A 22,701-nucleotide genomic window follows, 5' to 3' on the forward strand; every position below is an offset into this window, starting at 1 on the left:
GGGCAAGCCCGCTCCCGCCAGAAAAGCTGTTTGCTCAAGCCGGGGTCAGGCACTCCGGCCCATCGAGCTTCGGATCGTTGACGAAATACGCCAGCGCCCGCTCACGCAGCGCCGTCGGCGGCTTGGCCAGCAACTCGTGCAGCTTCGCCATCGGCGTGTCGGGATCCAGCCACAGCGCCTGCTCGGCCTCGTCCAGAATCAGCGGCCGACGCTGGTTCATCGCCGCTTGCGTCACCACCGCACAACTCAACCACTCTTGTTCCTGCACCGGGTAGACCTCCCACACCGCGGCGAAGAACAGCGACGCACCCTCCCCCGGTGTCACCCAGTACGGGCGCTTGCGCGCCGTGCCGCGCCATTCGTAGAAGCCGTTGGCGGGCATCAGGCAACGCCGCTGGCGCAGGGGCTCGCGAAACATCGGCTGCTCGGCGAGGGTTTCGGCACGGGCCTGTGCCGGTGTACGGGAAAGGTCGGTGAGCCAGGCCGGGGTCAGCCCCCAGCGAGCGCTGGCCAGCTGCAACTGGCCGTCGACCTGGCGCTGAATCAGGACCGAGGCGCCGGGCGCGATGTTCCATTGGGCCTTCTGGCCCGGGGGGAAGCCCGGCAGGCCGGCGAAGCTCTGGGACCAGCGAAACAGGGCGTAGCGTCCACACATGGGCGAAATCAAAACCTAGCAGATCAGGGTTCCGGGATAACTCTCCGGTTCGTCGCCGGCAAGCGGCTGGGCGGCATTGTACTCATCGATCAGCTGTCGTGCGTACCCGGCCTGCTCGTCGGGCACCGCCAGGCCGAGCAAGCCGTGCATCGGCAACTCGCCCACGGCGCCCATCAGGTCGCGCCCGACCAGGTGCACCTCGATGCCTTCGCTGGCCAGCATGCCCACCAGCACCTGGGCCTCCAGCAGGCTTTCCGGTTCATAGATTCGCCGCATCAGTCGTTCTCGCCAAAGACATCCAGCATCCACTCCTCACCATGCACTTGCAGCACGAAGCGGATAGGCTTGCAGCACACCTGGCAGTCCTCGATGTATTCCTGGTCGCCGCCGGACAGGTCCACCGTGGTTTCAACCTCCTCGCCACAATAAGGGCAATCGTAGAGCGCAGTTTCCAGCATCGCGGCCTCCGGAGTGACTTGTGCGTATAATTGCCGGTCTGTTTACAGGGCCTGTGTGCGTCCGAGCCGTTTTTCGGAGCCCGCCCCTACCTATTTACCCTAGCCGTTTCCAACAAGAGAGCATGATGGGCGAATTCGATGCCATCCGACCGTACGACGACGCTGAGGTCCCTGCCGTGCTGGCACGCCTGCTCAGCGACCCGGCATTCCTCGATATCCTCACCCACTTCCGCTTCCCGCGCGCGGCGGGTGCCTTCGGCTGGCTGCTCAAACCACTGATCGCCCGGCGCCTGCGCAAGGAATTTGCCGGCGTGACCTGCGTGTCCACGCTGCAGGACAAGGTCGAGTACTACGTCGACCGCACCATCGACCGCGCCACCGACGGCGTCACCTACAGCGGCGTCGAACAGCTCAAGTCCGGTACCGCCTACCTGTTCCTGGCCAACCACCGTGACATCGTGATGGACCCGGCCTTCGTCAACTACGCGGTGTACCACGCCGGCCTGCCGACACCGCGCATCGCCATCGGCGACAACCTGCTGCAAAAGCCGTTCGTCAGCGACATGATGCGCCTGAACAAGAGTTTCATCGTGCACCGTTCGATCAGCGGCCGCCGCGAGAAACTGGCCGCCTATCAACTGCTCTCGGCCTACATCAACCACTCGATCCGCAACGATGGCGCGTCGATCTGGATCGCCCAGGCCGAAGGCCGCGCCAAGGACGGTGACGACCGCACCGATTCGGCGATCCTGAAAATGTTCCACATGAGCCGCAAGGACGAACCGTTCGGCGCGGTGATCCAGAGCCTGAACCTGATCCCCGTGTCGATCAGCTACGAGTACGACCCCTGCGACCAGGCCAAGGCCCGCGAGCTGTACATCCGCGCCACCACCGGCACCTACAAGAAGGCCCCCGGCGAGGACGACAACAGCATCGCCCAGGGCATCACCGGCTACAAAGGGCGGGTTCACATCAACTTCGCCCCCCCGGTGACCGAGTACCACGAGGACACCAAGCAGCTGGCGCAGGCAATCGACCGGCAGATCCTCGGCGGCTACCGGCTGTTCCCGGTGCATTACCTGGCCTATGCGATGTGGGCGGAGAAGGATGCGGCACTCGAAGTGCCGAGCGCGGAGAAGCTGTTCCCGGCCGATGAACTGGCCAAGGCCAAGGAAGAGTGGCAGCGCCGCCTGGACGCCTGCCCGGTCGAGCAGCAGCCGTACCTGGTGCAGCAGTACGCGACACCCGTGCGCAATCAGTACCAGGTGAAGCGTCAGCCGGCATCGGTCTGACGAGACGTGGGAGCGGGCTTGCCCCGCGATAGTGTCAACTCAGGTGACAGCGTCGCCCGAAAATATGCAATCGCGGGTCAAGCCCGCTCCCACGCAGCAACCGAAACGCCTTTAGATCCAGGTGCTGAACCAGGACAGCAGCAACGCCATCGCCAGGCAGCAGAAACCGAGGATGTAGTAATAGCGCGGCACCCGCTGCTCGAGTACGTCCACCACACCTTCATCCATCGCCAGGCTTTCCTTCGCGAGCGCCTCGCGGCGTCGGGCGCCATGCAGCAGCAGCCCGCCCGGGCAGGTGATCAGCAACGCCAACAGATTGATCAGCTTGGCCGGATGAGCGGCCAGGAAGCCCCAGAGCACTTGCAACGACATTACGCGACCTCGATATCACGTGTGGCAAAGCCCGGCATTCTACCCAAGCCGACTTCAACCACCGCCACTTTGCGACCAGCTGTCATCCAGGCTCTGTACGAAATGTATCTGCACTCGCCCATACTGCGTTGAAACGGGGCTCGGAATGCTCATGTACTCTAGTACAGTCGGGCGCGACCCCGGCCGTTCCTCTCCCCGTTTCGCCTTGTCTGGCCTTCGCGCAGACACATTTCGTACAGCCCCTAATTTCATCTGTCACACGCTCGTCATCAACACAGGCCACCCTGTCGGCCTTCAACTGACCGGAGCTTGTCATGCTGCACGCCGAAAACCAGGACCGCCTCTACCTCGTGGCCCAGAGCGACGAACAACAGGCGCTGATCGACGGCTTCGCGATCAACGTCCAGGACCGTCAGTGGCTGGTGTATTGCGCCCTGGGCGGGCATGCCCACGACGACCTGCCGGAGATCGACCCGCACACTGGCATCAGCCTGCTGGACTTTCACGTCCAGGCCGCCTGATCGGCCTACTTACTCGCCCAGCACCTGACCGACGGTCGGGTCCTTGAACAGGCGGGTCAGGGCATCGCTGAGCACGTCACTCACCAGCTTGGTGTTGGTTTCCTGGTTCGGCGCCATGCCGAAGCGCTGGTCCAGCGACGCACCGTAACGGCCGCTGTAGCGACGGTTGGCATTCGACACGTCAGCGCGGAAGGTGGCACCGATGGTCGCCTCGGTCACGTACATCTTGTCCTTGGGCGACTGGTACTTGAGCTCGGCCAGGGTCACGGTCAACTGCGGGGCATTGCCGGCATTCGGCGTCGGGGTGAAGCCCAGCAGGCGCACCGCCGCCTCGGCCTGGGCCTGCAGCTTGGGCACCACGTCATTGCCATTGACGGTGATGGTGCTGGTCTCGGGGTACATGCCACCACGGGTGCCGAGCGACTGCGAGGCGCGCCCGTCGACAACCCTGACCACCACCGGCTGGCCGTGGCCGACCGGAGCCAATTGCTGGGTGAGCTTGGGTTGCGGGCTGAGTTGCTGCGGGCTGTGGGCACAACCGGCCAGACTCAGGCTGGCCACCGCGAACAAACCGACCAACAGACGTTGCAACATGCGCATTTCTCCAGAAAAAGCGGCAAAGGCCCACAGTATACCTAGCGCGCCACACGCCAGCCATCGCCCGGCCCGCTTGTCACAATCGTTTCATGCCCCTGCGTTTATCCTTGCGCCAGCCCTCACTCACAGGACGCCACGTCATGGCCTCGCTCTGGACCCTGCTCTTCCACCGCCCGCGCCACGCCACCTACGCCCGCCTCGACAGCGATGGCACCTGCCTGGCCTTCAAGCACTGCGCCACACCGCCGGGCAACGGCACCTGGGTGCAGGTCAGCGAAGCGCGACTGGCCTGGCTGGGCCACCCGCTACCGGCCAGCGCCCGGGTTTGCGACGGTGCAACGCGCCGTTGGCAGCAACGCACCCTCGCAGCCTGACAAACGCTGCAATAAAAACCCAACAAGTACGCCCTTTCCGCCCGCGACATCGTTATAATCTCCCCCCGATTATAAGGACGTCTCCTGATCGGGCCCCGCATTCGCCGCTTAAACCCGGCACCCTCGACGCTTCGCCCACAGAGAGCCTTCCACTCAGGTCTTGCATTGGCTGTCGTGCCTGCTGTTTCCGGCCGTCCGCTGCGCATGAACCTGCGGGTTGCCATCGCGCAGTCCACTTTTGAGGTTCACGACTCCAAAAGAGCGTGAAAAAACGGTTTTTCACAACTTCACGAGAGTGTGGCGAGCAAATGAACAGTCTGGCATGTGCAAGAGCGGCAGATGTGTACCGAACAGCCCTGAACAGACGGCAAAAGCGCTCATCCCTGATGAACGCCTGAGACCGGTCCATAACGCACGACGGACCACTTGACCATAAGTCGAATTGCCGCACCCGTGGCAATGGGCGTTCAATAGCCGAACACCCAAGACTGATTGGCGGTGTCCGCGGAAGTTGCAAGAACTGCGAAGAGTCGGACATGGCGATCCTGGCCAACCCAGGGATCCTATGCTGTCAATTAGGTGCTGTAGATTGTGGAGACGCGTTAATGGCGCAGAACGAATCGGTTGATGTGGTACTGGTAGGCGCGGGCATCATGAGTGCCACCCTGGCCGTACTGCTCAAGGAGCTCGACCCGACCCTGAAGCTCGAGGTCGTCGAGGCGATGGACTCCGGAGCCGCGGAGAGTTCCAACCCCTGGAACAACGCCGGTACTGGCCATGCCGGCCTGTGCGAGCTCAATTACACCCCGCAGGCCGCCGATGGCAGCATCGACATCAAGAAGGCCGTGCACATCAACACCCAGTTCGAGGTTTCGCGCCAGTTCTGGGCCTACCTGAGCCGCAAAGGCAACTTCGGCTCGCCGCGCGCCTTCATCAACCCGGTGCCGCACCTGAGCTATGTCGAAGGTGACAAGGGCGTCTCGTTCCTCAAGAAGCGTTTCGAGCTGCTCAAGCAGCACCACGCCTTCGCCGAGATGGAATACACCGAAGACAAGGCCGTGATGAAGGACTGGATGCCGCTGATGATGCCCGGCCGCCCAGCCGACCAGCACATCGCCGCCACCCGCGTGATGAAAGGCACCGACGTCAACTTCGGCGCCCTCACCAACAAGCTCCTCAAGCTGCTTGGCGACTCGCCGGATGCCCAGGTCAAGTACAGCAAGAAGGTCGTCGGCCTGCGTCGCAACGGCAGCGGCTGGACCGTGAGCATCAAGGACGTCAACAGCGGCGGCAGCCGTGAAGTGGACGCCCGCTTCGTCTTCCTCGGTGCCGGTGGCGCCGCCCTGCCCCTGCTGCAGGTGTCCGGCATCCCCGAGAGCAAGGGCTTCGGCGGCTTCCCGGTCAGCGGCCAGTGGCTGCGTTGCGACAACCCGGAAATCGTCAAGCAGCACCAGGCCAAGGTCTACAGCCAGGCGGCGGTCGGCGCCCCGCCGATGTCGGTGCCGCACCTGGACACCCGCGTGGTCGACGGCAAGAAATCGCTGCTGTTCGGACCATACGCCGGCTTCACCACCAAGTTCCTCAAGCACGGCTCCTTCATGGACCTGCCGTTGTCGGTGCGCATGGGCAACATCGGCCCGATGCTGGCCGTGGCCCGTGACAACATGGACCTGACCAAGTACCTGGTCAGCGAAGTGATGCAATCGATGGAGCAGCGCCTGGAATCGCTGCGCCGCTTCTACCCGGAGGCGAAAGCCGAGGACTGGCGCCTGGAAGTGGCCGGCCAGCGGGTGCAGATCATCAAGAAGGATCCGAAGAAAGGCGGCATCCTGCAGTTCGGCACCGAGCTGGTCTCGGCCGAGGACGGCAGCCTGGCCGCGCTGCTTGGCGCATCGCCGGGCGCCTCGGTGACCGTGTCGATCATGCTCGAGCTGATCGAGCGCTGCTTCCCCGAGCAGGCCAAGGGCGCCTGGGCCGCCAAGCTCAAGGAAATCTTCCCCGCCCGTGAGAAGACCCTGGCCGCCGACGCGGCCCTTTACCACAAGATCAGCGCTGAAAACGATGTGGCGCTGGAGCTGGTGGAAAGCAGCCCGGCCAAGCATTACGCCTGATCCGGCTGAAACGAAAAAACGCCCTTCGGGGCGTTTTTTTGTGCCTGGGCCGCGCCCGCAAAGCGGGCCTGCCAGATCAGCCGCGGGCGTTGTCGATGATCTCGATGTACTCCGGCGCATTGCGCTGGTCGGCGATCGCCTCGGCGAAGGTCTTGCCATGTTCGTCCTTGCCGTCCAGATCGTAGCCGGCCGCCACGAAGAAACCGACGTAACGCTCGAAGTCGTCGACGCGCAAACCACGGTAACCTTTGATCAGCTTGTGATGCGAAGGCGAGGTCAGGCCATCGGCCGGCTCGAATTGCAGGAACGTCTTGATGTACTCGTCGCTGATCTCGTCACCAATCACTTGTTTCTTGTCTTTACGCATCGCCGACTCCAACTGGACCATCACGGACATTTTCGAAGGACGGCAGTTTACCCCCCGGCGACGGCGAGCCTCAACGCGTACGTACGGTGCCGGTGTGCAGATCCGCCCAGATATGGCCGTTGGCATAGGTGAGGAACTGAACGTAGAGCGTCTCGTTACGCAGCAGGTCCATGACCACACGGTAGTTGGCCAGCGGGTAGTTGAGCGTCAGGGTGCGGGTCTTGTCGTCGTACACCGGCTTCTTCAGGCTCTTGCCGCCCTCGCCGTCGAAATTGAGCAGGACCTGGCCGATGGTCGAGCCCTTGCTCAGCGGCTTGCCCTTCAGGCGCACCAGCAAGGAGGAGGTGATCGGGATCGGCTGCTGGTCGGACTGGCGCTGGGTGCCGACCACCACACTGTAGTCGGTGACCTGCAGCAGTTGCTGGCTGGCCGGTGCTTCCTGGCGCAGTGAGAGGTCGTCAGGCGGGAGGAACTGGCTGTGCAGCGGTGCGGCGGCAAGCGGCAGGCTCACCGCCATCAAGAGGGGGACGATCGCACGCATGTAGGGCTCCTTGGCATGAGCAGGCACTCTACGCACAGGCCCTGTCGCGGAGCAAGCCCAGTCCTGAAGTAAGGGAGCGGGCTCAAGATTGGGCACAAGCTCAATCGAACTGCGCGCGCATCCAGGCGTGATACTCGGCAACAGCCGCTTCACCTTCACGCGGCGCCCAGTGAGCGTGCTCCCCCTCGCCCACCGCCCGGTACGGCCCGGCCTTGCACTCGAACATGACGCTGTCGGCCTCGAGCACCACCAGGCCATGGTAGGTGCCAGGCACCAGGTCGACCCCAAGACACTCGCCGCCCGCCTGCAGCACACGTTTGTCGGTGACCTGTCCCAGGTCATCGAAGATCAGCAACCCCAAGCGCCCCTTGAGGACGATCAGGACCTCGGCCTTGTCGTCACTCAGGTGCCTGTGCGGTGGGATGTAGGTAGCTGGCTGCAAACCCACCGCCATGCGGTGGCAGGGCTCTTCCATCTGGTGGAAGTTGTGGTGCTGACGGCCACGCGGACTCTCGGCGGCCTTTTGTACCAGCCCGACGAACAACGACTGATCGAGGAACGCAGGCTGGCGCATGCTCACATCCCCTTGACGGCGAAGAGGCCGTTGGCGTTACGCCAGTAGCCCTTGTAATCCATGCCGTAGCCGAAGACGTAGCGATCGACGCACGACAAGCCGGTGTAGGTGGCCTTCAGGTCCGGGCTGGCCTTGCGGTCGTGGTCCTTGTCGATCAGCACTGCGGTGTGCACGGCGCGGGCGCCGGCGTGCTTGCAGAACTCGATGATGGCGCTGAGGGTGTGCCCTTCGTCGAGGATATCGTCGACGATCAGTACGTCACGGTCGATGAACGACACTTCCGGCTTGGCCTTCCAGAACAGCTCGCCACCGCTGGTGGTGTTGCGGTAACGGGTGGCGTGCAGGTACGAGGCCTCCAACGGGAACTGCAGGTGGGTCAGCAGCTTGCCGGAGAAGATCAGGCCACCGTTCATCACGCAGAAGACCACCGGGTTCTTGTCGTGCAGGTCCTTGCAGATCTGTTTACCGACCTCGGCGATGGCGGCCTCGACCTCGGCTTCGTTGTACAGGCAATCAGCCTCGCGCATCACTTGACGGATATGCTCGAGATCGGCGGACATGGCGCTCTCCAGGGGGTGCGTTTTGGAAAAGCGGGCAAAGGTACGCATCCGCTCGTCCCAGATCAAGCCTTTATGGACTAACGTGCACAATGACTGCACGACATCAAGGACTGAATAGATTAATCTAGCGCGGTTTTTTTGCCCGCCTCCCGGAGCCCTCCCCCTATGCCTACTCGTGAGATCCGCCATCCGCTGATCCGCCACAAGCTCGGCCTGATGCGCCGTGCCGATATCAGCACCAAGAATTTTCGCGAACTCGCCCAGGAAGTCGGTGCACTGCTGACCTATGAAGCCACCCAGGACCTGCCGCTCGAAACCTACGAGATCGACGGCTGGTGCGGCAAGGTGCAAGTCGAGAAAATCGCCGGCAAGAAGATCACCGTAGTGCCGATCCTGCGCGCCGGCATCGGCATGCTCGACGGCGTGCTCAGCCTGATCCCCGGCGCCAAAGTCAGCGCCGTGGGCGTGGCTCGCAACGAAGAAACCCTCGAGGCCCATACCTACCTGGAGAAGCTCGCGCCGGATATCAACCAGCGCCTGGCCCTGATCATCGACCCGATGCTGGCCACCGGCAACTCGATGGTCGCCACCATCGACCTGCTGAAAAAAGCCGGCTGCAAGGAAATCCGCGCCATGGTCCTGGTCGCGGCGCCCGAAGGCATCGAAGTGGTGGAAAAAGCCCACCCGGACGTGCAGATCTATACCGCCTCGATCGACCAGCGCCTCAACGAGCACGGCTACATCGTGCCGGGCTTGGGTGATGCCGGCGACAAGATCTTCGGCACCAAGCAGAAGGACGCCTGACCATGCAGGACGGCTTCAACGACCCGCTCTGGCGCCAGGTCGTTTCGGGCGCGCAGATGCTCTTCGTGGCATTCGGCGCGCTGGTGCTGATGCCGCTGATCACCGGCCTCGACCCCAATGTGGCGCTGTTCACCGCCGGCATCGGCACCCTGCTGTTCCAGCTGGTCACGGGCCGTCAGGTTCCGGTGTTCCTGGCCTCGAGCTTCGCTTTCATCACCCCGATCATCCTCGCCAAGGGCCAGTTCGGCCTGGCCGAGACCATGGGCGGCGTCATGGCGGCAGGCTTCGTGTACACCTTCATGGGCCTGATGGTGAAGATCAAGGGCACCGGTTTCATCGACCGAATGCTGCCGCCGGTGGTCATCGGCCCGGTGATCATTTCCATCGGCCTGGCCATGGCGCCGATTGCCGCCAACATGGCGATGGGCAAGGGTGGTGACGGCGCTGCGCTGATGCCGTACAAGACCGCCATGCTGATCTCCATGCCGGCACTGCTGACCACGCTGATCGTGGCCGTGTTCGGCAAAGGCATATTCCGTCTGGTACCGATCATTTCCGGCGTGCTGGTGGGCTTCGCTCTGTCGTTCGCCTTCGGCGTGGTCGACACTGCCAAGATCGCCGCGGCCCCATGGCTGGAACTGCCCAACTTCACCGCGCCAGCCTTCAACTGGCAGGCCATTCTGTTCATCGTGCCCGTGGCCCTGGCCCCGGCGATCGAACACATCGGCGGGGTGATTGCAGTGGGCAGCGTGACCGGCCGCGACTACCTGAAAAAACCCGGCCTGCACCGCACGCTGCTGGGTGACGGCCTGGCCACCACGGCAGCCGGCCTGTTCGGCGGCCCGCCCAACACCACCTACGCCGAAGTGACCGGCGCGGTGATGCTGACCAAGAACTACAACCCGAAGATCATGACCTGGGCGGCGGTCTTCGCCATCACCCTGGCCTTCATCGGCAAATTCGGCGCATTGCTGCAGAGCATTCCGGTGCCGGTGATGGGCGGCATTCTCTGCCTGTTGTTCGGCTCGATCGCCGCGGTGGGCATGAACACCATGATCCGCCACAAGATCGACCTGGCCGAAGCCCGCAACCTGGTGATCGTCTCGGTGACCCTGGTGTTCGGTATCGGCGGCGTGCTGATCGGCAGCGGTGACGGCCCGGACGACTGGGGCCTGAAGGGCATCGCCCTGTGCGCCGTGGTGGCCATTGCCCTGAATCTGATCCTGCCGGGCAATGATGGCTGGAAGAACAAGAAGCTGGATGATCAGTTGCCTTGAATGACTAAGTAGCTGCACCTATGTGAGAGCGGGCTTGTCCCGCGATGGCGTCAGCCCAGGCCATCGCCATCGCGGGGCAAGCCCGCTCCCACGCAGCACCACGAACTCACGCTCAGGCCTTCTCGCACATCCCCGCCAGCACCCTCACCCACTCCGGGTGATCGTTCAGGCACGGCACCAGCACCAGCTCCTTGCCGCCGGCCTCGATGAACTGCTCACTGCCGCGCATACCGATCTCTTCCAGCGTCTCGATGCAGTCGGCAACAAAAGCCGGGCACATCACCAGCAACTTCTTCACCCCCGCCTTGCCCAGTTCATCCAGCCGCGTTTCGGTGTAGGGCTCGATCCACTTGGCCCGGCCCAGGCGCGATTGGAACGATACTGACCACTTGCCGTCCGGAATGCCCATCTTCGTCGCGAAGGCCCTGGCCGTGGCCAGGCACTGGCCGCGATAACACACCGCGCGCATCTCGGCGCTGGCGTCCTTGCAGCAGTCGGCGGCCTGGAAGTCGTGATTGCCGGTGGGGTCGAGCTTTTTCAGGTGTCGCTCAGGCAAACCATGGAAGCTCAGCAACAGGTGATCGTAGTCCTGCTCGAGGTACGGGCGGGCGCTGGCGACCAATGCCTCGATATAGTCGGGATGCTCGTAGAACGGCTGGAGCACGCGGGTCTGCAGGGGCAGCCGGCGCTCGGCGATGGTCTGCTTCGCCAGTTCCACCACCGTGGTCACGGTACTGTCGGCGAACTGTGGATAAAGCGGTGCCAACGTCACCTTGCGCACACCTTGCGCAGCCAGGCGCTCGAGCACGCCAGGCAGTGCCGGCTCGCCATAGCGCATGGCGATCTCCACCGGGCCATGGGGCCAATGCTCGACCATCGCCTGGCGCAGGCGGCGGGTCAGTACCACCAGGGGCGAGCCTTCGTCCCACCAGATCGACCCATAGGCATGGGCAGACTGCTCCGGCCGCTTGATCAGGATCAGCGACACCAGCAACCGCCGCACCGGCCAGGGCAGATCGATCACGTACGGGTCCATCAGGAACTGGTTGAGGTAGCGGCGCACGTCGGCCACCGAGGTGGAAGCCGGCGAACCGAGGTTGACCAGCAGCAGGGCATGATCGGTCATGCAGCGTCCTATGTCAGAGGCGGCTGGACAGGTTGTCCAACGCCGATTGCAGATCGTTGAAACGGAACGTGAAACCCGCCGCCAGCAGACGCACAGGGCGGGCGCGCTGGCCACCGAGCAGCAGCGTCGACATCTCGCCGAGCCCGGCCTTGAGCAGCAGCGCCGGCATCGGCATCCATGCCGGACGATGCAAGGTGCGCCCCAGGCGCTTGGCGAACTCGCGGTTGCGTACCGGCTCCGGCGCGCAGGCATTATAGGGACCGCTGGCTTCCTTTTGCTGCATGAGAAAATCAATCAAGGCGATTTGATCGTCGATATGCACCCAAGGCATCCACTGCCGACCATCGCCCAATGGCCCGCCAAGGCCCAGTTTGTAGGGCAGGCGCAGGCGCGACAAAAAGCCGCCATCGGCAGCCAGCACCAGGCCGGTGCGCACCAGCACGACGCGGATACCCAATGCCTGCGCACGCAGGGCAGTCTCCTCCCAGGCGATGCACAGCTGGCTGGCGAAGTCCTCCTTCACCGGGGCCGAGCTCTCCGTGAGCTCGCGCTCGCCGCCGTCGCCGTACCAGCCCACCGCAGAGCCCGAGATCAGCACCGACGGGCGCTGGTCGCGGCGCTCCAGCCAGGCCAGCAGCTGCTCGGTGAGCGCCACCCGGCTGGCCCAGAGCAGGGTACGGCGCGCCGCAGTCCAGGGACGATCGGCGATGGGCGCGCCGGCCAGGTTGATGACCGCATCCACTGGGTCGGCGGCGGCGATATCGTCCAGCCGCGCGACGCCACGCACTCCAGTGCCACAGATTTTCGCCACCTGTTCCGGCCGGCGGCTCCAGACCGTCAGCCGATGGCCCTCGGCCTGCCACCGTTGGCAAAGGTGTTGGCCGATAAGGCCGGTACCGCCGGTCAGCAATATATGCATGGCTGTGTCCTCACAGTTGGCGGCCGTGGTCTATTTTTAAGATCAAGGCACTTTTTTGACCGATCGCTCTCGGATAAACATAGGCCACCTGCCTATCGAGCGGAATAACCTTATACAAACATTGTGCATTGTACAGGTTTGCCTGGCAGCGTACGCTGCGTAAAGCTAGGTTCGAAGAGGCCATCATGACAGTACCCATCGCCATCATCGGAGCCGGTATCGCCGGCCTGTCCGCAGCCCAGGCCCTGCAGAAGGCCGGGCAGACCGTCCACCTGTTCGACAAGGGCCATGGCAGCGGAGGCCGCATGGCCAGCAAGCGCAGCGAGGCCGGGGCCCTCGACCTGGGCGCGCAGTACTTCACGGCACGTGACCGGCGCTTCGTCGAACAGGTCCAGCACTGGGTCGCCTCAGGCTGGGCCGAGCAGTGGAAACCGCAGTTGTACAACTACCGCGATGGCGAACTGACGCCCTCCCCCGACGAACAGGTCCGCTGGGTCGGCGTGCCGCGCATGAGCGCCATCACCCGTGGCCTGCTCAAGGATGTCACGGTCAATTTCGGCTGCCGCATCGCCGAAGTGTTCCGTGGCAAGCAGTACTGGCACCTGCAGGACACCGAAGGCTGCAGCCATGGGCCGTTCAGCCGCGTGGTGATCGCCGTGCCGGCCCCTCAGGCCACACCGCTGCTGGCGGCCGCGCCGAAACTCGCGGCGGTTGCCGCCGGTGTACAGATGGAGCCGACCTGGGCCATCGCCCTGGGCTTCGAGACACCACTCGACACCCCGATGCAGGGCTGCTTCGTCCAGGACAACCCGCTCGACTGGCTGGCGCGCAACCGCAGCAAGCCAGGCCGTGACGAGCAACTCGACACCTGGGTGCTGCATGCCACCTCCAGCTGGAGCAGGCAGCATATCGACCTGGCCAAGGAGGAAGTGATCGAGCAACTGCGGGGTGAGTTCGCCGAACTGGTCGGTTGCGTGGTGCCCGCGCCAACCTTTGCCCTCGCCCACCGCTGGCTCTACGCCCGCCCCACCAGCAACCATGAGTGGGGCGCGCTGGCCGATGCCGACCTGGGCCTGTACGCCTGTGGCGACTGGTGCCTGTCCGGGCGCGTCGAGGGCGCCTGGCTTAGCGGCCAGGAAGCCGCCAGGCGCTTGTTGGAGCACCTGGAATAGGCGCTCATTAAACTTATACAAAAAAATTGTTTGTATAAGTTTTCATCTGTGCTGAAATTGCCTTGTACAAATTGTGCTGCCTGTACAAGTCATTCGGAGACAGTGATGAACGCTCCCACGCCCAACGGCAAGCCACGCCTGGCCATCAGCGCCTGCCTGACCGGCCTCAACGTGCGCTACAACGCCGGCCACAAGGCCTCCAGCCTGTGTCTTGACCTGCTCGATAAGCACTTTGACTGGGCGCCGCTGTGCCCCGAAGTCGCCATCGGCCTGGGCACCCCGCGCGAACCTATCCGCCTGGTGGGGGACCCTGCACATCCAGCGGTCACCGGCACGCGCAACAGCACCACCGACCTCGCCGGCCCACTGCGCGCCTACGGTGAGCAGATGGCCGGCGAACTGGACGATATCTGCGGCTACATTTTCATGCAAAAGTCACCGTCCTGTGGCCTCGAACGGGTCAAGGTCTATCAGGAAGACAGCCGCCCGCCTCACCATGGCCGCGGTGTCTATGCCGCGGCTTTCTGCGCCCTGCGCCCGGACCTGCCGGTCGAGGAAGAAGGTCGCCTGCACGACCCGGTACTGCGAGAAAACTTCATCGCCCGTGTGTATGCCTACGCCGACTGGCAGCAGCAGCTGCGCCAGGGCATGAGCCGCGGCGCTCTGATTCGCTTCCATGCCCGCTACAAGTACCTGTTGATGGCCCACAACCCCCAGGCGTACCGGACCCTTGGCCGCCTGCTTGGCAACATGCGCCGGGACGACGACCCGTTGCAACTCGGCCTGCAATACTTCAGCCAGCTGATGCAGGCCCTGCGCCGATGCGCCAGCCGCGGCACCCACGGCAATGTGCTGCAGCACCTGAGCGGGTACCTGCGCAACAACCTGGGCCAAAGCGACAAGGCCGAGCTGCAGCAGGTCATCGGCCAGTACCAGAGAGGCGTAGTGCCGCTGGTGGTCCCACTGACCCTGCTCAAGCACCATTTGCGCTGCCATCCCGACCCTTACCTGTTGCAACAGGCCTACCTGCAACCCCACCCGGAAGACCTTGGATTACGCAATGCCATCTGACGAACTTCTGCCCATCGGTGAGGTGGCGCGGCTCACCGGCGTCAATCCGGTCACCCTGCGCGCCTGGGAGCGTCGCTACGGCCTGATCAAGCCCCAGCGCACACCCAAAGGCCACCGCCTCTATCCACAAGACCAGGTACAAAGGGTCCAGGCCGCGCTACGCTGGCTGGAGCGCGGCGCCGCAATCAGCCAGGTGCGCGAGCTGCTGGACAACACCAAGGCCGCCACGCCAACCCTCCAAGGCGAATGGGGCGAACGCGTCGAGCAATTGATCACGGCGATCGCCCGCCTTGCCCAGCGCCCCCTGGACCAGCTGTTGAACCAGATGATGGCCCTCTACCCTGCCGTGACCGTGTGCGAATACCTGCTCCTGCCCCTGCTGGAGTCCCTCACCCTGCGCTGGCAAACCCATTTCGATGCCCGCCTGGAGCAAGTGTTCTTTCACACCTGGCTGCGCAGCAAGCTGGGCGCGCGGGTCTATCACGACGGCCACTCGCTCACCGGCCCCTGCGTGCTGCTCGCCCGTACGGACGATACAGCCTTCGACCCGGAGTTCTGGCTCTGCGCCTGGCTGCTGAGCAGCAATGGCCACCCTCTGGAGATTCTCGAGTGGTCGGTCGAGCCTCGTCAGCTGCGCCAAGCCGTGGAGCGCTTACAGCCACAAGCGCTGCTGCTGCACCTCGGACGCCGCCCCGACCTCGCCGCACTGGGCCGCATGCTGAAGGAGATCACCGTGAGGAAACTCCTGGGCGGCGGCCGGGTCACTCTCCATGAGGCCGAGCTACGCGCATTGTCGCTATCCGATCTGTACTTGTTCGATAGCCCGCAAGCTGCCTTGCGCGGCCTTCAACAACCCTGACCAACTTGGGCTCGTTTTCCATGCAATTGATATGGCTACGCAATGACCTGCGTGTGGACGATAACACCGCTCTCGCGGCCGCCTGCCAGCACGGCCCGACCGTGGCCCTGTGGGTCGCCAGTCCTGGCCAGTGGCTGGCCCATGACGACGCACCCTGCAAGGTCGACTTCTGGCTGCGCAACCTGCGGCTGCTGCACCAGTCACTCGCGGCGCTGAATATTCCGCTGTTGATTCGCCAAGTCGATACCTGGGAAGACGTCCCGCAATGCGTGCACGATGTCTGCCGCCAGCACAGCATCGAGGCCGTGCACTGGAACGAGGAATACGGCATCAACGAGACCCGGCGCGACGAAGCGACTCGGAACCTGCTGCAACACGCAGGAATTGGCGCTACCGCCCACCTCGACCAGTTGCTGTTCAGGCCCGGTAGCGTGCTGACCCGCGCAGGCCAGTATTTCCAGGTCTTCAGCCAGTTCAAACGGGTCTGCCTGGAACATCTGCACCGCAGCCTCCCCTCTCTCGTTCCACCTGTACGTCGTCAAGAGGCGCTGGGTATTCACGGCGACGCCATACCCGAGCGTATCGACGGCTTCGAGGCACCTTCCGACGCCCTGCGCCAGCACTGGCCCGCCGGTGAGGATGAAGCACGGCAGCGGTTGCAGCGCTTTGTCGACGAAACCGTCGAGGATTACGCACAACTGCGCGACTTGCCCGCCAAGGCCGGTACCAGCCAGCTTTCGCCTTACCTGGCTGCGGGTGTGGTCTCGCCACGTCAGTGCCTGCACGCGGCCCTTGGGAGCAACCGGGGTGAGTTCGACAGTGGCAGCGTCGGTGTGCAGACATGGGTCAACGAGCTGCTATGGCGCGAGTTCTACAAGCACACCCTGGTGGGTTATCCCCGGGTCTCGCGGCATCGCGCCTTCCGCCCACACACCGAGGCGCTGCCTTGGCGTGATGCGCCTGGCGACCTGCAAGCCTGGAAGGAAGGCCGCACCGGCTTCCCTATCATCGATGCAGCCATGCGTCAGTTGCTGCACACCGGCTGGATGCACAACCGGCTGCGCATGATCGTCGCCATGTTCCTCAGCAAGAACCTGCTGATCGACTGGCGATATGGCGAGAGGCATTTCATGCGCCACCTGATAGACGGCGATCTGGCCGCCAACAACGGCGGCTGGCAGTGGAGCGCCTCTACAGGCACTGACGCAGTGCCCTATTTCCGCATTTTCAATCCCGTTACCCAGTCGCAGCGCTTTGACCCGAAGGGCATGTTCATTCGTCGATGGCTGCCGGAATTGAAGGGCAGGGACGATAAATCGATTCACTACCCGGTGAAATCTCCCGATCTATTTGCTACTAATAATTACTCGGGCCCGATAGTCGATCTCGATAGCAGTCGCCAACGCGCATTGGAAGCCTTCAAAAGCTTGTCCAGCTGGCAGGATCAGGGGGCATAGAGCATGACACGTCGCTTCTGGATTACGGGCGCCAGCCACGGACTTGGCCTGGCCTTGGTGGAGCAGTTGCTCGCGCGCGGGCACGAGGTTGCCGCCAGTGGCAGGGATAGCCAGGAACTCGACAACCTGGGCCAACGCTACGGTGGGCACTTGGTGCGCCTTGGGGACCACTTGCCGGACGCCGCCCTGCGCCTACCGAGCCGCTGGAGCGCGCTGGATTGCCTGATCATCAATGCCGGAACCTGCGATTACCTGCCCGTCGATGTGACGGATGCGCAACTGTTCGAACAGATCGTCAGCAGCAACCTGCGCGCCACCGAACAGAGCCTGGTCGGCGCATTGCCGCATCTGGCCAAAGGTGACCACCCCCAGGTCATGGCCGTTCTAAGCCGTTACTCGGCATTGCAGTTGTACGAGCCGAACCAGCCAGCCAGTGGCAGCAACAGCCTGCCACAGTGGCTTCGTCTGCAGCGTCCCGCCCTGAAGGCGCTGGGTATAGACCTGACCGTGGTGGCGCCACAATCGCTGAAAACCCCGGTGACCTCGGCACAGGTCATTCCGGAGCCCTGGACGGCGCAAAGTGCTGCCCAGGAGTTGCTGGCACGCCTGGGTCAGCGTCAACCCGAACTGGTGCTTGAGGTTCTCGAGCCAGGCGAGTTGTGGCCGCTACCGAAGCACAGCTGATACATGCAGGTGCGGGCTTGCCCGCTCCTGCATGGGTCAGCTCAAGGCAGGAAGCGCTGCACGCTGCCAGGCTGATGCCATAACAACGGCAAGACCTTCTGCAGGCGCTCCGGCTCTCCACTGCTCCAGAATGCAGTCGCCTGCGCCGGGCCCTCGCCGAGGAGCCCGCGCGCCTCCAGCAGCCTTTGCAGTTGGCGCGCCACGGCAGCCCCGGTGTCGATGATCGCCACCTCAGCAGGCACCATTTCGGCCAGCATCGGCCGCAGGAAGGGATAGTGGGTGCAGCCCAGGATCAAAGTGTCACAGCCGGCCGCCAGTAACGGCTTCACATAGCCTGACAGCAATTGGCGCAGCTGCTCACTGAACAGGTCGCCCGCCTCGATACGCTCGACCAGCCCGGGGCAAGGCTGGGTGACCACCCGCACATCATTGGCGAAACGGTCGAGCAAGGCGGCGAACTTGGCGCTCTGCAGGGTACCGGTGGTCGCCAGCACACCGACCACGCCGGAACGGGTCGCCGCCGCCGCCGGCTTGACTGCTGGCTCCATGCCCACCAGCGGCCAGTCCGGGTACAGCTCGCGCAGGTCAGCCACCGCAGCCACGGTGGCGGTGTTGCACGCCAACACCATGGCCTTGGCGCCCTGCTCGTGGAAAAACCCGGCGATGTGCCGCAGGCGCTGGCGAATGTAGTCCGGCGATTTCTCGCCATACGGCACATGGCCGCTGTCGGCCACGTACAACAAGGACTCGCTGGGCAGCAGGCGCTGGATTTCGGCCAGCACCGACAAGCCGCCGACGCCGGAGTCCATCACGCCCACCGGCGCCGTGCGCTCAGCCATGGCGCGTGGCACACACGGCGCAGGCCGGATCGCGCTTGACCCGCAGCTCGCGCATGCGGGTACTCAAGGCGTCGATCAGCAACAGGCGCCCCACCAGTGGCTCGCCAAAACCGGCCAGCAGCTTCAGGGCCTCCAGTGCCTGCAGGCTACCGACCAGCCCCACCAACGGGCCGATCACCCCGGCCTCGCTGCAAGTCAGTTCAGCTTCGCTGCCATGGCCATACAGGCAGTGGTAGCAGGGGCTGGTGTCGCGCCGTGTGTCGAATACCGACAACTGGCCCTCGAGGCGGATCGCCGCGCCGCTGACCAGCGGTTTGCCAGCGGCGACGCAGGCGGCGTTGACCGCCTCGCGGGTGCCGAAGTTGTCGGAGCAGTCCAGCACCACGTCGACTGCAGCCACCGCGGCGGCCAGCGAATCCTCGTCCAGCGCCTGGCGATGAGCGACCAGGCTGATTTGTGGGTTGATCGCCTGCAACCGCCTGATAGCCGAATCGACCTTGCTCATGCCGACGCTGTCGCTGTCGTGGATCACCTGGCGCTGGAGGTTGGTCAAGTCGACGGTGTCGAAATCGGCCAGGTGTAGCTCACCGACACCCGCCGCAGCGAGGTACAGCGCCACCGGCGAGCCCAGCCCGCCCAGGCCGATGACCAAGGCCTTGCTGTGTTTCAGGCGCAACTGGCCGTCGATATCCACCTGCGACAACAGGATCTGCCGGCTGTAGCGCAACAGTTCCTGGTCGCTCAGCATGGCAGGCGCCCCAGGCTGATGCGTTCATGGCCACCCAGGTCAACGCGGCTGACCACCTCGGTGAAGCCGCCGATCACCAGCAATTCACGAACCGCGGCGGATTGATCGTAGCCATGTTCGAGCAGCAGCCAGCCACCAGGCAACAGATGCCCTGGCGCCTGGGCGACGATCACGCGCAGATCGTCCAGCCCGTCTTCACCGGCCACCAGTGCGCTGCTGGGTTCGAAACGCACGTCACCGGCCACCAGGTGCGGGTCGGCGGCGCGGATGTAGGGCGGGTTGCTGAGGATCAAGTCGAAACGCTCACCGGCGAGGGCGTCGAACCAGTGGCTGGCACGCACCTGGACATTGCCCAGGCCCAGGCGCTGGCGGTTGCGCTCGGCCAGGGCCACGGCCTCGTCGATACGGTCCACCGCCGTCACCTGCCAACCAGGACACTCGCTGGCCAGGGCCAGGGCGATGGCCCCGGTGCCGGTGCCCAGGTCGAGCACCCGGGCGGGCTTGGGCGAAACCAGCTCCAGGGCGGTCTCCACCAGCAGCTCGGTGTCCGGGCGCGGGATCAGTGTGTGCGGCGCCACTTCCAGGTCCAGCTTCCAAAACCCTTGCTGGCCGAGGATATAGGCCACCGGTTCACCGGCGCGACGGCGCTCGAGGTAGCCGGCGAAGGCGGCTGCCGCCTCGCTGCTGACGATGCGCTCGGGCCAGGTGTGCAGGTAGCTGCGCGATTTGCCCAGGGCCGCGGCCAGGAGCAGCTCGGCGTCCAGCCGTTCGGTTGGCGAGTCGGGCAGCTGCGCGTTGCGCAACAAGCTGGCGATGATGGTCATCTCAGTCCCCCAGGGCAGCCAGCTGATCGGCCTGGTATTCGGCCAGCAACGGTTCGATCACCGCGTCCACGCCACCGGCGAGAACATCGTCGAGCGAGTACAAGGTGAGGTTGATACGGTGGTCGGTGACCCGGCCCTGCGGGTAATTGTAGGTGCGGATGCGCTCGGAGCGGTCGCCCGAGCCGACCAGCAGCTTGCGCTCGCTGGCAATGGCGTTCTGCGCGGCGCTGGTCTGCATGTCGTTGAGCTTGGCCGACAACCAGGACATGGCGCGGGCACGGTTCTTGTGCTGCGAACGTTCTTCCTGGCACTCGACCACGATGCCAGTGGGCAAGTGGGTGATGCGGATCGCCGAATCGGTCTTGTTGACGTGCTGGCCACCGGCACCGGATGCGCGGTAGGTGTCCACGCGCAGGTCGGCCGGGTTGATCTCGATCGCCACCTGCTCATCGGGCTCGGGCAAAACCGCCACGGTGCAGGCGGAGGTATGGATACGGCCTTGCGACTCGGTTTCCGGCACACGCTGCACGCGATGCGCACCGGACTCGAACTTCAGCTTGCCGTAGACGCTGTCCCCTTCGACCCGGGCAATGATCTCCTTGTAGCCACCGTGCTCGCCTTCGTTCTCGGAGAGGATCTCCAGGCGCCAGCCGCGCTTCTCGGCATAGCGCGAGTACATGCGGAACAGGTCGCCGGAGAAGATTGCCGCCTCGTCACCACCGGTGCCGGCACGGATTTCCAGGAACACGTTGCGCCCATCGTTAGGGTCCTTCGGCAGCAGCATGCGCTGCAGCGTCGACTCAAGGCCCACCAGTTGCTCCTTCGCCTCGCGCACCTCCTCGACCGCCATCTCGCGCAGGTCAGGGTCGGCGTCCTTGAGCAACGCCTGGGCACCTTCGAGGTCGTCCTGGACCTTGCGCCACTCTTTATAGGCCCCGATGACCGGTTCCACTTCGGCATATTCGCGGGAATAGGCGCGAAAGCGCGTCTGATCGGAAATGACTTCGGCATCACCGAGCAACGCGGTGAGTTCCTCGAAGCGGTCCTGGAGCGTGTCCAGTTTGTTCAGCAGCGACGCTTTCATTGCGGGGATTTGTCCGTCGAGCCCTCGTCGAGGGCGAAGAGTTCCTGGGCCATGGCCAGCGCATCGACGCGGCCTTCGGCGGAGAGCTTTTTCAGTTGCACGCTGGGAGCATGCAACAGCTTGTTGGTCAGGCCCCGGGCCAGCTGCATGAGCACGTCCTCGGGGTTGCCGCCGTTGGCCAGCAGGCGCTGGGCCTTCTGCAGTTCCTCGTCGCGCAGGCGCTCGCTCTGCTGGCGGTAGGCCTTGAGCACGTCCACCGCCGCCAGCTCGCGCAGGCGCACCATGAAGTCGTCCGCGCCCGCCGATACCAGTTCCTCGGCGGCCTGGGCCGCGCCCTGGCGGCTCTTGAGGTTTTCCGCGACCACTTCATGCAAGTCGTCGACGGTATAGAGGTAGACGTCGTCCAGCTCGCCGACCTGCGGTTCGATGTCTCGCGGCACGGCGATGTCGACCATGAAGATCGGCTTGTGCCGGCGCTGTTTCAGCGCACTCTCCACCGCGCCCTTGCCCAGGATCGGCAACTGGCTGGCGGTGGAACTGATGACGATGTCACTGTTGGCCAGCTCCTGCGGGATGTCCGCCAGCAGCACCGCATGGGCACCGAACTGCTCGGCGAGGATACTGGCGCGCTCCAGGGTACGGTTGGCCACGACGATACGCCGCACGCCCTGCTCGTGCAGGTGACGGGCGACCAGGGTGATGGTCTCGCCGGCGCCGATCAGCAGCGCCTGGCTGCGGCCCAGGTCGGAGAAGATCTGTTTGGCCAGGCTGACCGCGGCAAATGCCACCGACACCGGGTTCTCGCCAATGGCGGTGTCGGTGCGCACCTGCTTGGCGGCACTGAAGGTGGCCTGGAACAGGCGCCCGAGCAGCGGCCCGACGGTGCCCGCCTCGCGCGCCACGGCGTAGGCCGACTTCATCTGGCCGAGGATCTGCGGCTCGCCGAGCACCAGCGAATCGAGGCCGGAGGCCACCCGCATCATGTGCCGGACCGCGTCGTGCTCCTCGTGGACATAGGCGCTGGCGCGCAGCTCGTCGAGGCTCAGCTGGTGATAGTCGGCCAGCCATTGCAGCACAGCATCGGCGGCAAGGTGGTCCTGTTCTATATAGAGTTCGCTACGGTTGCAGGTCGACAGGATCGCCGCTTCGCGGCTGGCGGTCAGTCGGCACAGCTGCTGCAGGGCATCGACCAGCTGCTCGGGCGTAAACGCCACGCGCTCGCGTACGTCTACCGAGGCAGTCTTATGGTTGATACCAAGGGCAAGAAAGGCCATGCAAGATCGCTGGTTGGGACGTGAAGCCGATAATTGTCCTACTTCGCAGGTTTTAGAACAACCACCGTTCGCTATTGTGCTAATGCGGCCAGGCTATTGGCTGTCCCGCCACCTCTATCTGCCTTTGGCTTTGGCTTTGGC

The 22,701-nt window shown here is 64.2% G+C and carries 27 protein-coding genes; 11 read left to right on the plus strand and 16 right to left on the minus strand.

The window, feature by feature from the left end:
- Positions 1 to 34: 34 nt before the first annotated feature.
- From ACQ4OD_RS12010 to ACQ4OD_RS12020, 3 genes are read right to left on the minus strand one after another with little or no spacing between them, the layout of a single operon-like run.
- Positions 35 to 655 carry an SOS response-associated peptidase gene (locus tag ACQ4OD_RS12010; protein ID WP_110703091.1) on the minus strand — a complete coding sequence of 207 codons (621 nt, stop codon included), beginning with the start codon at positions 653 to 655 and terminating at the stop codon, positions 35 to 37.
- A gap of 15 nt (positions 656 to 670) precedes the next feature.
- Positions 671 to 931 carry a putative signal transducing protein gene (locus ACQ4OD_RS12015; RefSeq protein ID WP_023630964.1) on the minus strand — a complete coding sequence of 87 codons (261 nt, stop codon included), beginning with the start codon at positions 929 to 931 and terminating at the stop codon, positions 671 to 673.
- Positions 931 to 1,113 (minus strand): CPXCG motif-containing cysteine-rich protein, encoded by a 183-nt coding sequence (locus ACQ4OD_RS12020; RefSeq protein WP_139668617.1) that lies wholly within the window; start codon positions 1,111 to 1,113, stop codon positions 931 to 933. Before ACQ4OD_RS12020 ends, ACQ4OD_RS12015 begins: the two co-directional genes overlap by 1 nt.
- A gap of 125 nt (positions 1,114 to 1,238) precedes the next feature.
- Between ACQ4OD_RS12020 and ACQ4OD_RS12025 the strand changes: the two genes are divergently transcribed.
- Complete coding sequence (locus ACQ4OD_RS12025) at positions 1,239 to 2,405, plus strand: 1-acyl-sn-glycerol-3-phosphate acyltransferase (protein ID WP_110703086.1); 1,167 nt, start codon at positions 1,239 to 1,241, stop codon at positions 2,403 to 2,405.
- A 111-nt stretch (positions 2,406 to 2,516) separates the two neighbouring features.
- Here the strand turns inward: ACQ4OD_RS12025 and ACQ4OD_RS12030 are convergent, their stop codons facing one another.
- Positions 2,517 to 2,777 carry a hypothetical protein gene (locus ACQ4OD_RS12030; protein ID WP_139668615.1) on the minus strand — a complete coding sequence of 87 codons (261 nt, stop codon included), beginning with the start codon at positions 2,775 to 2,777 and terminating at the stop codon, positions 2,517 to 2,519.
- A 314-nt stretch (positions 2,778 to 3,091) separates the two neighbouring features.
- Here ACQ4OD_RS12030 and ACQ4OD_RS12035 point away from each other — a divergent pair, with 314 nt between their 5' ends.
- Positions 3,092 to 3,298, plus strand: coding sequence for a hypothetical protein (locus ACQ4OD_RS12035; RefSeq protein ID WP_046857121.1), 207 nt, complete (start codon positions 3,092 to 3,094; stop codon positions 3,296 to 3,298).
- Between the two features lie 9 nt (positions 3,299 to 3,307).
- Here ACQ4OD_RS12035 and ACQ4OD_RS12040 read toward each other — a convergent pair whose 3' ends face one another.
- Positions 3,308 to 3,892: a YajG family lipoprotein gene (locus ACQ4OD_RS12040; protein WP_023630961.1), complete on the minus strand. Its 585-nt coding sequence runs from the start codon at positions 3,890 to 3,892 to the stop codon at positions 3,308 to 3,310.
- Positions 3,893 to 4,035: 143 nt separating this feature from the next.
- Between ACQ4OD_RS12040 and ACQ4OD_RS12045 the strand changes: the two genes are divergently transcribed.
- Together ACQ4OD_RS12045 and mqo are read left to right on the plus strand one after the other, a co-directional pair.
- Positions 4,036 to 4,269 carry a hypothetical protein gene (locus ACQ4OD_RS12045; protein WP_139668614.1) on the plus strand — a complete coding sequence of 78 codons (234 nt, stop codon included), beginning with the start codon at positions 4,036 to 4,038 and terminating at the stop codon, positions 4,267 to 4,269.
- Positions 4,270 to 4,874: 605 nt separating this feature from the next.
- Positions 4,875 to 6,380 carry a malate dehydrogenase (quinone) gene (gene mqo, locus ACQ4OD_RS12050; protein WP_198755714.1) on the plus strand — a complete coding sequence of 502 codons (1,506 nt, stop codon included), beginning with the start codon at positions 4,875 to 4,877 and terminating at the stop codon, positions 6,378 to 6,380.
- 76 nt (positions 6,381 to 6,456) lie between these two features.
- On the opposite strand, the gene ACQ4OD_RS12055 is transcribed toward mqo, so the two are convergent.
- From ACQ4OD_RS12055 to ACQ4OD_RS12070, 4 genes are all read right to left on the minus strand, one after another.
- Entirely contained in the window at positions 6,457 to 6,747 is a 291-nt protein-coding gene (locus ACQ4OD_RS12055; RefSeq protein WP_139668612.1) for a PA4642 family protein, read from the minus strand.
- Positions 6,748 to 6,817: 70 nt separating this feature from the next.
- Positions 6,818 to 7,288: a hypothetical protein gene (locus tag ACQ4OD_RS12060; RefSeq protein ID WP_110703077.1), complete on the minus strand. Its 471-nt coding sequence runs from the start codon at positions 7,286 to 7,288 to the stop codon at positions 6,818 to 6,820.
- A gap of 100 nt (positions 7,289 to 7,388) precedes the next feature.
- Positions 7,389 to 7,862: a WbuC family cupin fold metalloprotein gene (locus tag ACQ4OD_RS12065; protein ID WP_110703074.1), complete on the minus strand. Its 474-nt coding sequence runs from the start codon at positions 7,860 to 7,862 to the stop codon at positions 7,389 to 7,391.
- Positions 7,863 to 7,864: 2 nt separating this feature from the next.
- On the minus strand, positions 7,865 to 8,422 hold the full coding sequence (locus tag ACQ4OD_RS12070; protein ID WP_023630749.1) for a hypoxanthine-guanine phosphoribosyltransferase: 558 nt from the start codon (positions 8,420 to 8,422) through the stop codon (positions 7,865 to 7,867).
- Positions 8,423 to 8,587: 165 nt separating this feature from the next.
- Here ACQ4OD_RS12070 and upp point away from each other — a divergent pair, with 165 nt between their 5' ends.
- Together upp and ACQ4OD_RS12080 are read left to right on the plus strand one after the other, a co-directional pair.
- On the plus strand, positions 8,588 to 9,226 hold the full coding sequence (gene upp, locus ACQ4OD_RS12075) for a uracil phosphoribosyltransferase (RefSeq protein ID WP_023630748.1): 639 nt from the start codon (positions 8,588 to 8,590) through the stop codon (positions 9,224 to 9,226).
- 2 nt (positions 9,227 to 9,228) lie between these two features.
- Positions 9,229 to 10,503 (plus strand): uracil-xanthine permease family protein, encoded by a 1,275-nt coding sequence (locus ACQ4OD_RS12080; protein ID WP_038707351.1) that lies wholly within the window; start codon positions 9,229 to 9,231, stop codon positions 10,501 to 10,503.
- A 112-nt stretch (positions 10,504 to 10,615) separates the two neighbouring features.
- Here ACQ4OD_RS12080 and hemH read toward each other — a convergent pair whose 3' ends face one another.
- Entirely contained in the window at positions 10,616 to 11,629 is a 1,014-nt protein-coding gene (hemH, locus tag ACQ4OD_RS12085; RefSeq protein WP_258701133.1) for a ferrochelatase, read from the minus strand.
- 13 nt (positions 11,630 to 11,642) lie between these two features.
- The gene (locus ACQ4OD_RS12090; RefSeq protein ID WP_430944348.1) at positions 11,643 to 12,548 is read right to left on the minus strand and encodes a TIGR01777 family oxidoreductase; all 906 of its coding nucleotides are present in this window, start codon (positions 12,546 to 12,548) and stop codon (positions 11,643 to 11,645) included.
- Between the two features lie 185 nt (positions 12,549 to 12,733).
- Here ACQ4OD_RS12090 and ACQ4OD_RS12095 point away from each other — a divergent pair, with 185 nt between their 5' ends.
- The 5 genes from ACQ4OD_RS12095 to ACQ4OD_RS12115 all read left to right on the plus strand — a co-directional run bounded on the left by ACQ4OD_RS12095 (position 12,734) and on the right by ACQ4OD_RS12115 (position 17,791).
- Positions 12,734 to 13,720, plus strand: coding sequence for an NAD(P)/FAD-dependent oxidoreductase (locus ACQ4OD_RS12095; RefSeq protein ID WP_102685305.1), 987 nt, complete (start codon positions 12,734 to 12,736; stop codon positions 13,718 to 13,720).
- Positions 13,721 to 13,825: 105 nt separating this feature from the next.
- Complete coding sequence (locus ACQ4OD_RS12100) at positions 13,826 to 14,791, plus strand: YbgA family protein (protein WP_139668606.1); 966 nt, start codon at positions 13,826 to 13,828, stop codon at positions 14,789 to 14,791.
- The gene (locus ACQ4OD_RS12105; protein ID WP_430944349.1) at positions 14,781 to 15,650 is read left to right on the plus strand and encodes a MerR family transcriptional regulator; all 870 of its coding nucleotides are present in this window, start codon (positions 14,781 to 14,783) and stop codon (positions 15,648 to 15,650) included. Before ACQ4OD_RS12100 ends, ACQ4OD_RS12105 begins: the two co-directional genes overlap by 11 nt.
- A 20-nt stretch (positions 15,651 to 15,670) precedes the next feature.
- A complete protein-coding gene (gene phrB / locus ACQ4OD_RS12110; RefSeq protein WP_430944350.1) occupies positions 15,671 to 17,107 on the plus strand; it encodes a deoxyribodipyrimidine photo-lyase in 1,437 nt (478 codons plus the stop codon).
- Between the two features lie 3 nt (positions 17,108 to 17,110).
- Positions 17,111 to 17,791: an SDR family NAD(P)-dependent oxidoreductase gene (locus ACQ4OD_RS12115; RefSeq protein WP_430944351.1), complete on the plus strand. Its 681-nt coding sequence runs from the start codon at positions 17,111 to 17,113 to the stop codon at positions 17,789 to 17,791.
- A 41-nt stretch (positions 17,792 to 17,832) separates the two neighbouring features.
- Here ACQ4OD_RS12115 and murI read toward each other — a convergent pair whose 3' ends face one another.
- Genes murI through hemA form a run of 5 tightly spaced genes read right to left on the minus strand, consistent with a single transcriptional unit; the run spans position 17,833 to position 22,560 of the window.
- Positions 17,833 to 18,630, minus strand: coding sequence for a glutamate racemase (gene murI / locus ACQ4OD_RS12120; protein WP_139668598.1), 798 nt, complete (start codon positions 18,628 to 18,630; stop codon positions 17,833 to 17,835).
- Positions 18,623 to 19,378 carry a molybdopterin-synthase adenylyltransferase MoeB gene (locus ACQ4OD_RS12125; RefSeq protein WP_367857123.1) on the minus strand — a complete coding sequence of 252 codons (756 nt, stop codon included), beginning with the start codon at positions 19,376 to 19,378 and terminating at the stop codon, positions 18,623 to 18,625. Before ACQ4OD_RS12125 ends, murI begins: the two co-directional genes overlap by 8 nt.
- Positions 19,372 to 20,202, minus strand: coding sequence for a peptide chain release factor N(5)-glutamine methyltransferase (gene prmC / locus ACQ4OD_RS12130; protein WP_277502876.1), 831 nt, complete (start codon positions 20,200 to 20,202; stop codon positions 19,372 to 19,374). Before prmC ends, ACQ4OD_RS12125 begins: the two co-directional genes overlap by 7 nt.
- A gap of 1 nt (position 20,203) precedes the next feature.
- The gene (gene prfA, locus ACQ4OD_RS12135; protein WP_110703042.1) at positions 20,204 to 21,286 is read right to left on the minus strand and encodes a peptide chain release factor 1; all 1,083 of its coding nucleotides are present in this window, start codon (positions 21,284 to 21,286) and stop codon (positions 20,204 to 20,206) included.
- A complete protein-coding gene (gene hemA / locus ACQ4OD_RS12140) occupies positions 21,283 to 22,560 on the minus strand; it encodes a glutamyl-tRNA reductase (RefSeq protein ID WP_102685314.1) in 1,278 nt (425 codons plus the stop codon). The genes prfA and hemA overlap by 4 nt, the downstream gene beginning before the upstream one ends.
- Positions 22,561 to 22,701 lie beyond the last annotated feature (141 nt).

Origin of the sequence: Pseudomonas sp. WC1, assembly GCF_050586565.1 — a bacterium.
Taxonomy (GTDB): Bacteria; Pseudomonadota; Gammaproteobacteria; order Pseudomonadales; family Pseudomonadaceae; genus Aquipseudomonas.

What these genes read in the sequence shown, in the direction of transcription:
- ACQ4OD_RS12010 (WP_110703091.1), bottom strand. Translation starts at nt 655, where the DNA reads ATGTGTGGACGCTACGCCCTGTTTCGCTGGTCCCAGAGCTTCGCCGGC.
- ACQ4OD_RS12015 (WP_023630964.1), bottom strand. Translation starts at nt 931, where the DNA reads ATGCGGCGAATCTATGAACCGGAAAGCCTGCTGGAGGCCCAGGTGCTG.
- ACQ4OD_RS12020 (WP_139668617.1), bottom strand. Translation starts at nt 1,113, where the DNA reads ATGCTGGAAACTGCGCTCTACGATTGCCCTTATTGTGGCGAGGAGGTT.
- ACQ4OD_RS12025 (WP_110703086.1), top strand. Translation starts at nt 1,239, where the DNA reads ATGGGCGAATTCGATGCCATCCGACCGTACGACGACGCTGAGGTCCCT.
- ACQ4OD_RS12030 (WP_139668615.1), bottom strand. Translation starts at nt 2,777, where the DNA reads ATGTCGTTGCAAGTGCTCTGGGGCTTCCTGGCCGCTCATCCGGCCAAG.
- ACQ4OD_RS12035 (WP_046857121.1), top strand. Translation starts at nt 3,092, where the DNA reads ATGCTGCACGCCGAAAACCAGGACCGCCTCTACCTCGTGGCCCAGAGC.
- ACQ4OD_RS12040 (WP_023630961.1), bottom strand. Translation starts at nt 3,892, where the DNA reads ATGTTGCAACGTCTGTTGGTCGGTTTGTTCGCGGTGGCCAGCCTGAGT.
- ACQ4OD_RS12045 (WP_139668614.1), top strand. Translation starts at nt 4,036, where the DNA reads ATGGCCTCGCTCTGGACCCTGCTCTTCCACCGCCCGCGCCACGCCACC.
- mqo (WP_198755714.1), top strand. Translation starts at nt 4,875, where the DNA reads ATGGCGCAGAACGAATCGGTTGATGTGGTACTGGTAGGCGCGGGCATC.
- ACQ4OD_RS12055 (WP_139668612.1), bottom strand. Translation starts at nt 6,747, where the DNA reads ATGCGTAAAGACAAGAAACAAGTGATTGGTGACGAGATCAGCGACGAG.
- ACQ4OD_RS12060 (WP_110703077.1), bottom strand. Translation starts at nt 7,288, where the DNA reads ATGCGTGCGATCGTCCCCCTCTTGATGGCGGTGAGCCTGCCGCTTGCC.
- ACQ4OD_RS12065 (WP_110703074.1), bottom strand. Translation starts at nt 7,862, where the DNA reads ATGCGCCAGCCTGCGTTCCTCGATCAGTCGTTGTTCGTCGGGCTGGTA.
- ACQ4OD_RS12070 (WP_023630749.1), bottom strand. Translation starts at nt 8,422, where the DNA reads ATGTCCGCCGATCTCGAGCATATCCGTCAAGTGATGCGCGAGGCTGAT.
- upp (WP_023630748.1), top strand. Translation starts at nt 8,588, where the DNA reads ATGCCTACTCGTGAGATCCGCCATCCGCTGATCCGCCACAAGCTCGGC.
- ACQ4OD_RS12080 (WP_038707351.1), top strand. Translation starts at nt 9,229, where the DNA reads ATGCAGGACGGCTTCAACGACCCGCTCTGGCGCCAGGTCGTTTCGGGC.
- hemH (WP_258701133.1), bottom strand. Translation starts at nt 11,629, where the DNA reads ATGACCGATCATGCCCTGCTGCTGGTCAACCTCGGTTCGCCGGCTTCC.
- ACQ4OD_RS12090 (WP_430944348.1), bottom strand. Translation starts at nt 12,548, where the DNA reads ATGCATATATTGCTGACCGGCGGTACCGGCCTTATCGGCCAACACCTT.
- ACQ4OD_RS12095 (WP_102685305.1), top strand. Translation starts at nt 12,734, where the DNA reads ATGACAGTACCCATCGCCATCATCGGAGCCGGTATCGCCGGCCTGTCC.
- ACQ4OD_RS12100 (WP_139668606.1), top strand. Translation starts at nt 13,826, where the DNA reads ATGAACGCTCCCACGCCCAACGGCAAGCCACGCCTGGCCATCAGCGCC.
- ACQ4OD_RS12105 (WP_430944349.1), top strand. Translation starts at nt 14,781, where the DNA reads ATGCCATCTGACGAACTTCTGCCCATCGGTGAGGTGGCGCGGCTCACC.
- phrB (WP_430944350.1), top strand. Translation starts at nt 15,671, where the DNA reads ATGCAATTGATATGGCTACGCAATGACCTGCGTGTGGACGATAACACC.
- ACQ4OD_RS12115 (WP_430944351.1), top strand. Translation starts at nt 17,111, where the DNA reads ATGACACGTCGCTTCTGGATTACGGGCGCCAGCCACGGACTTGGCCTG.
- murI (WP_139668598.1), bottom strand. Translation starts at nt 18,630, where the DNA reads ATGGCTGAGCGCACGGCGCCGGTGGGCGTGATGGACTCCGGCGTCGGC.
- ACQ4OD_RS12125 (WP_367857123.1), bottom strand. Translation starts at nt 19,378, where the DNA reads ATGCTGAGCGACCAGGAACTGTTGCGCTACAGCCGGCAGATCCTGTTG.
- prmC (WP_277502876.1), bottom strand. Translation starts at nt 20,202, where the DNA reads ATGACCATCATCGCCAGCTTGTTGCGCAACGCGCAGCTGCCCGACTCG.
- prfA (WP_110703042.1), bottom strand. Translation starts at nt 21,286, where the DNA reads ATGAAAGCGTCGCTGCTGAACAAACTGGACACGCTCCAGGACCGCTTC.
- hemA (WP_102685314.1), bottom strand. Translation starts at nt 22,560, where the DNA reads ATGGCCTTTCTTGCCCTTGGTATCAACCATAAGACTGCCTCGGTAGAC.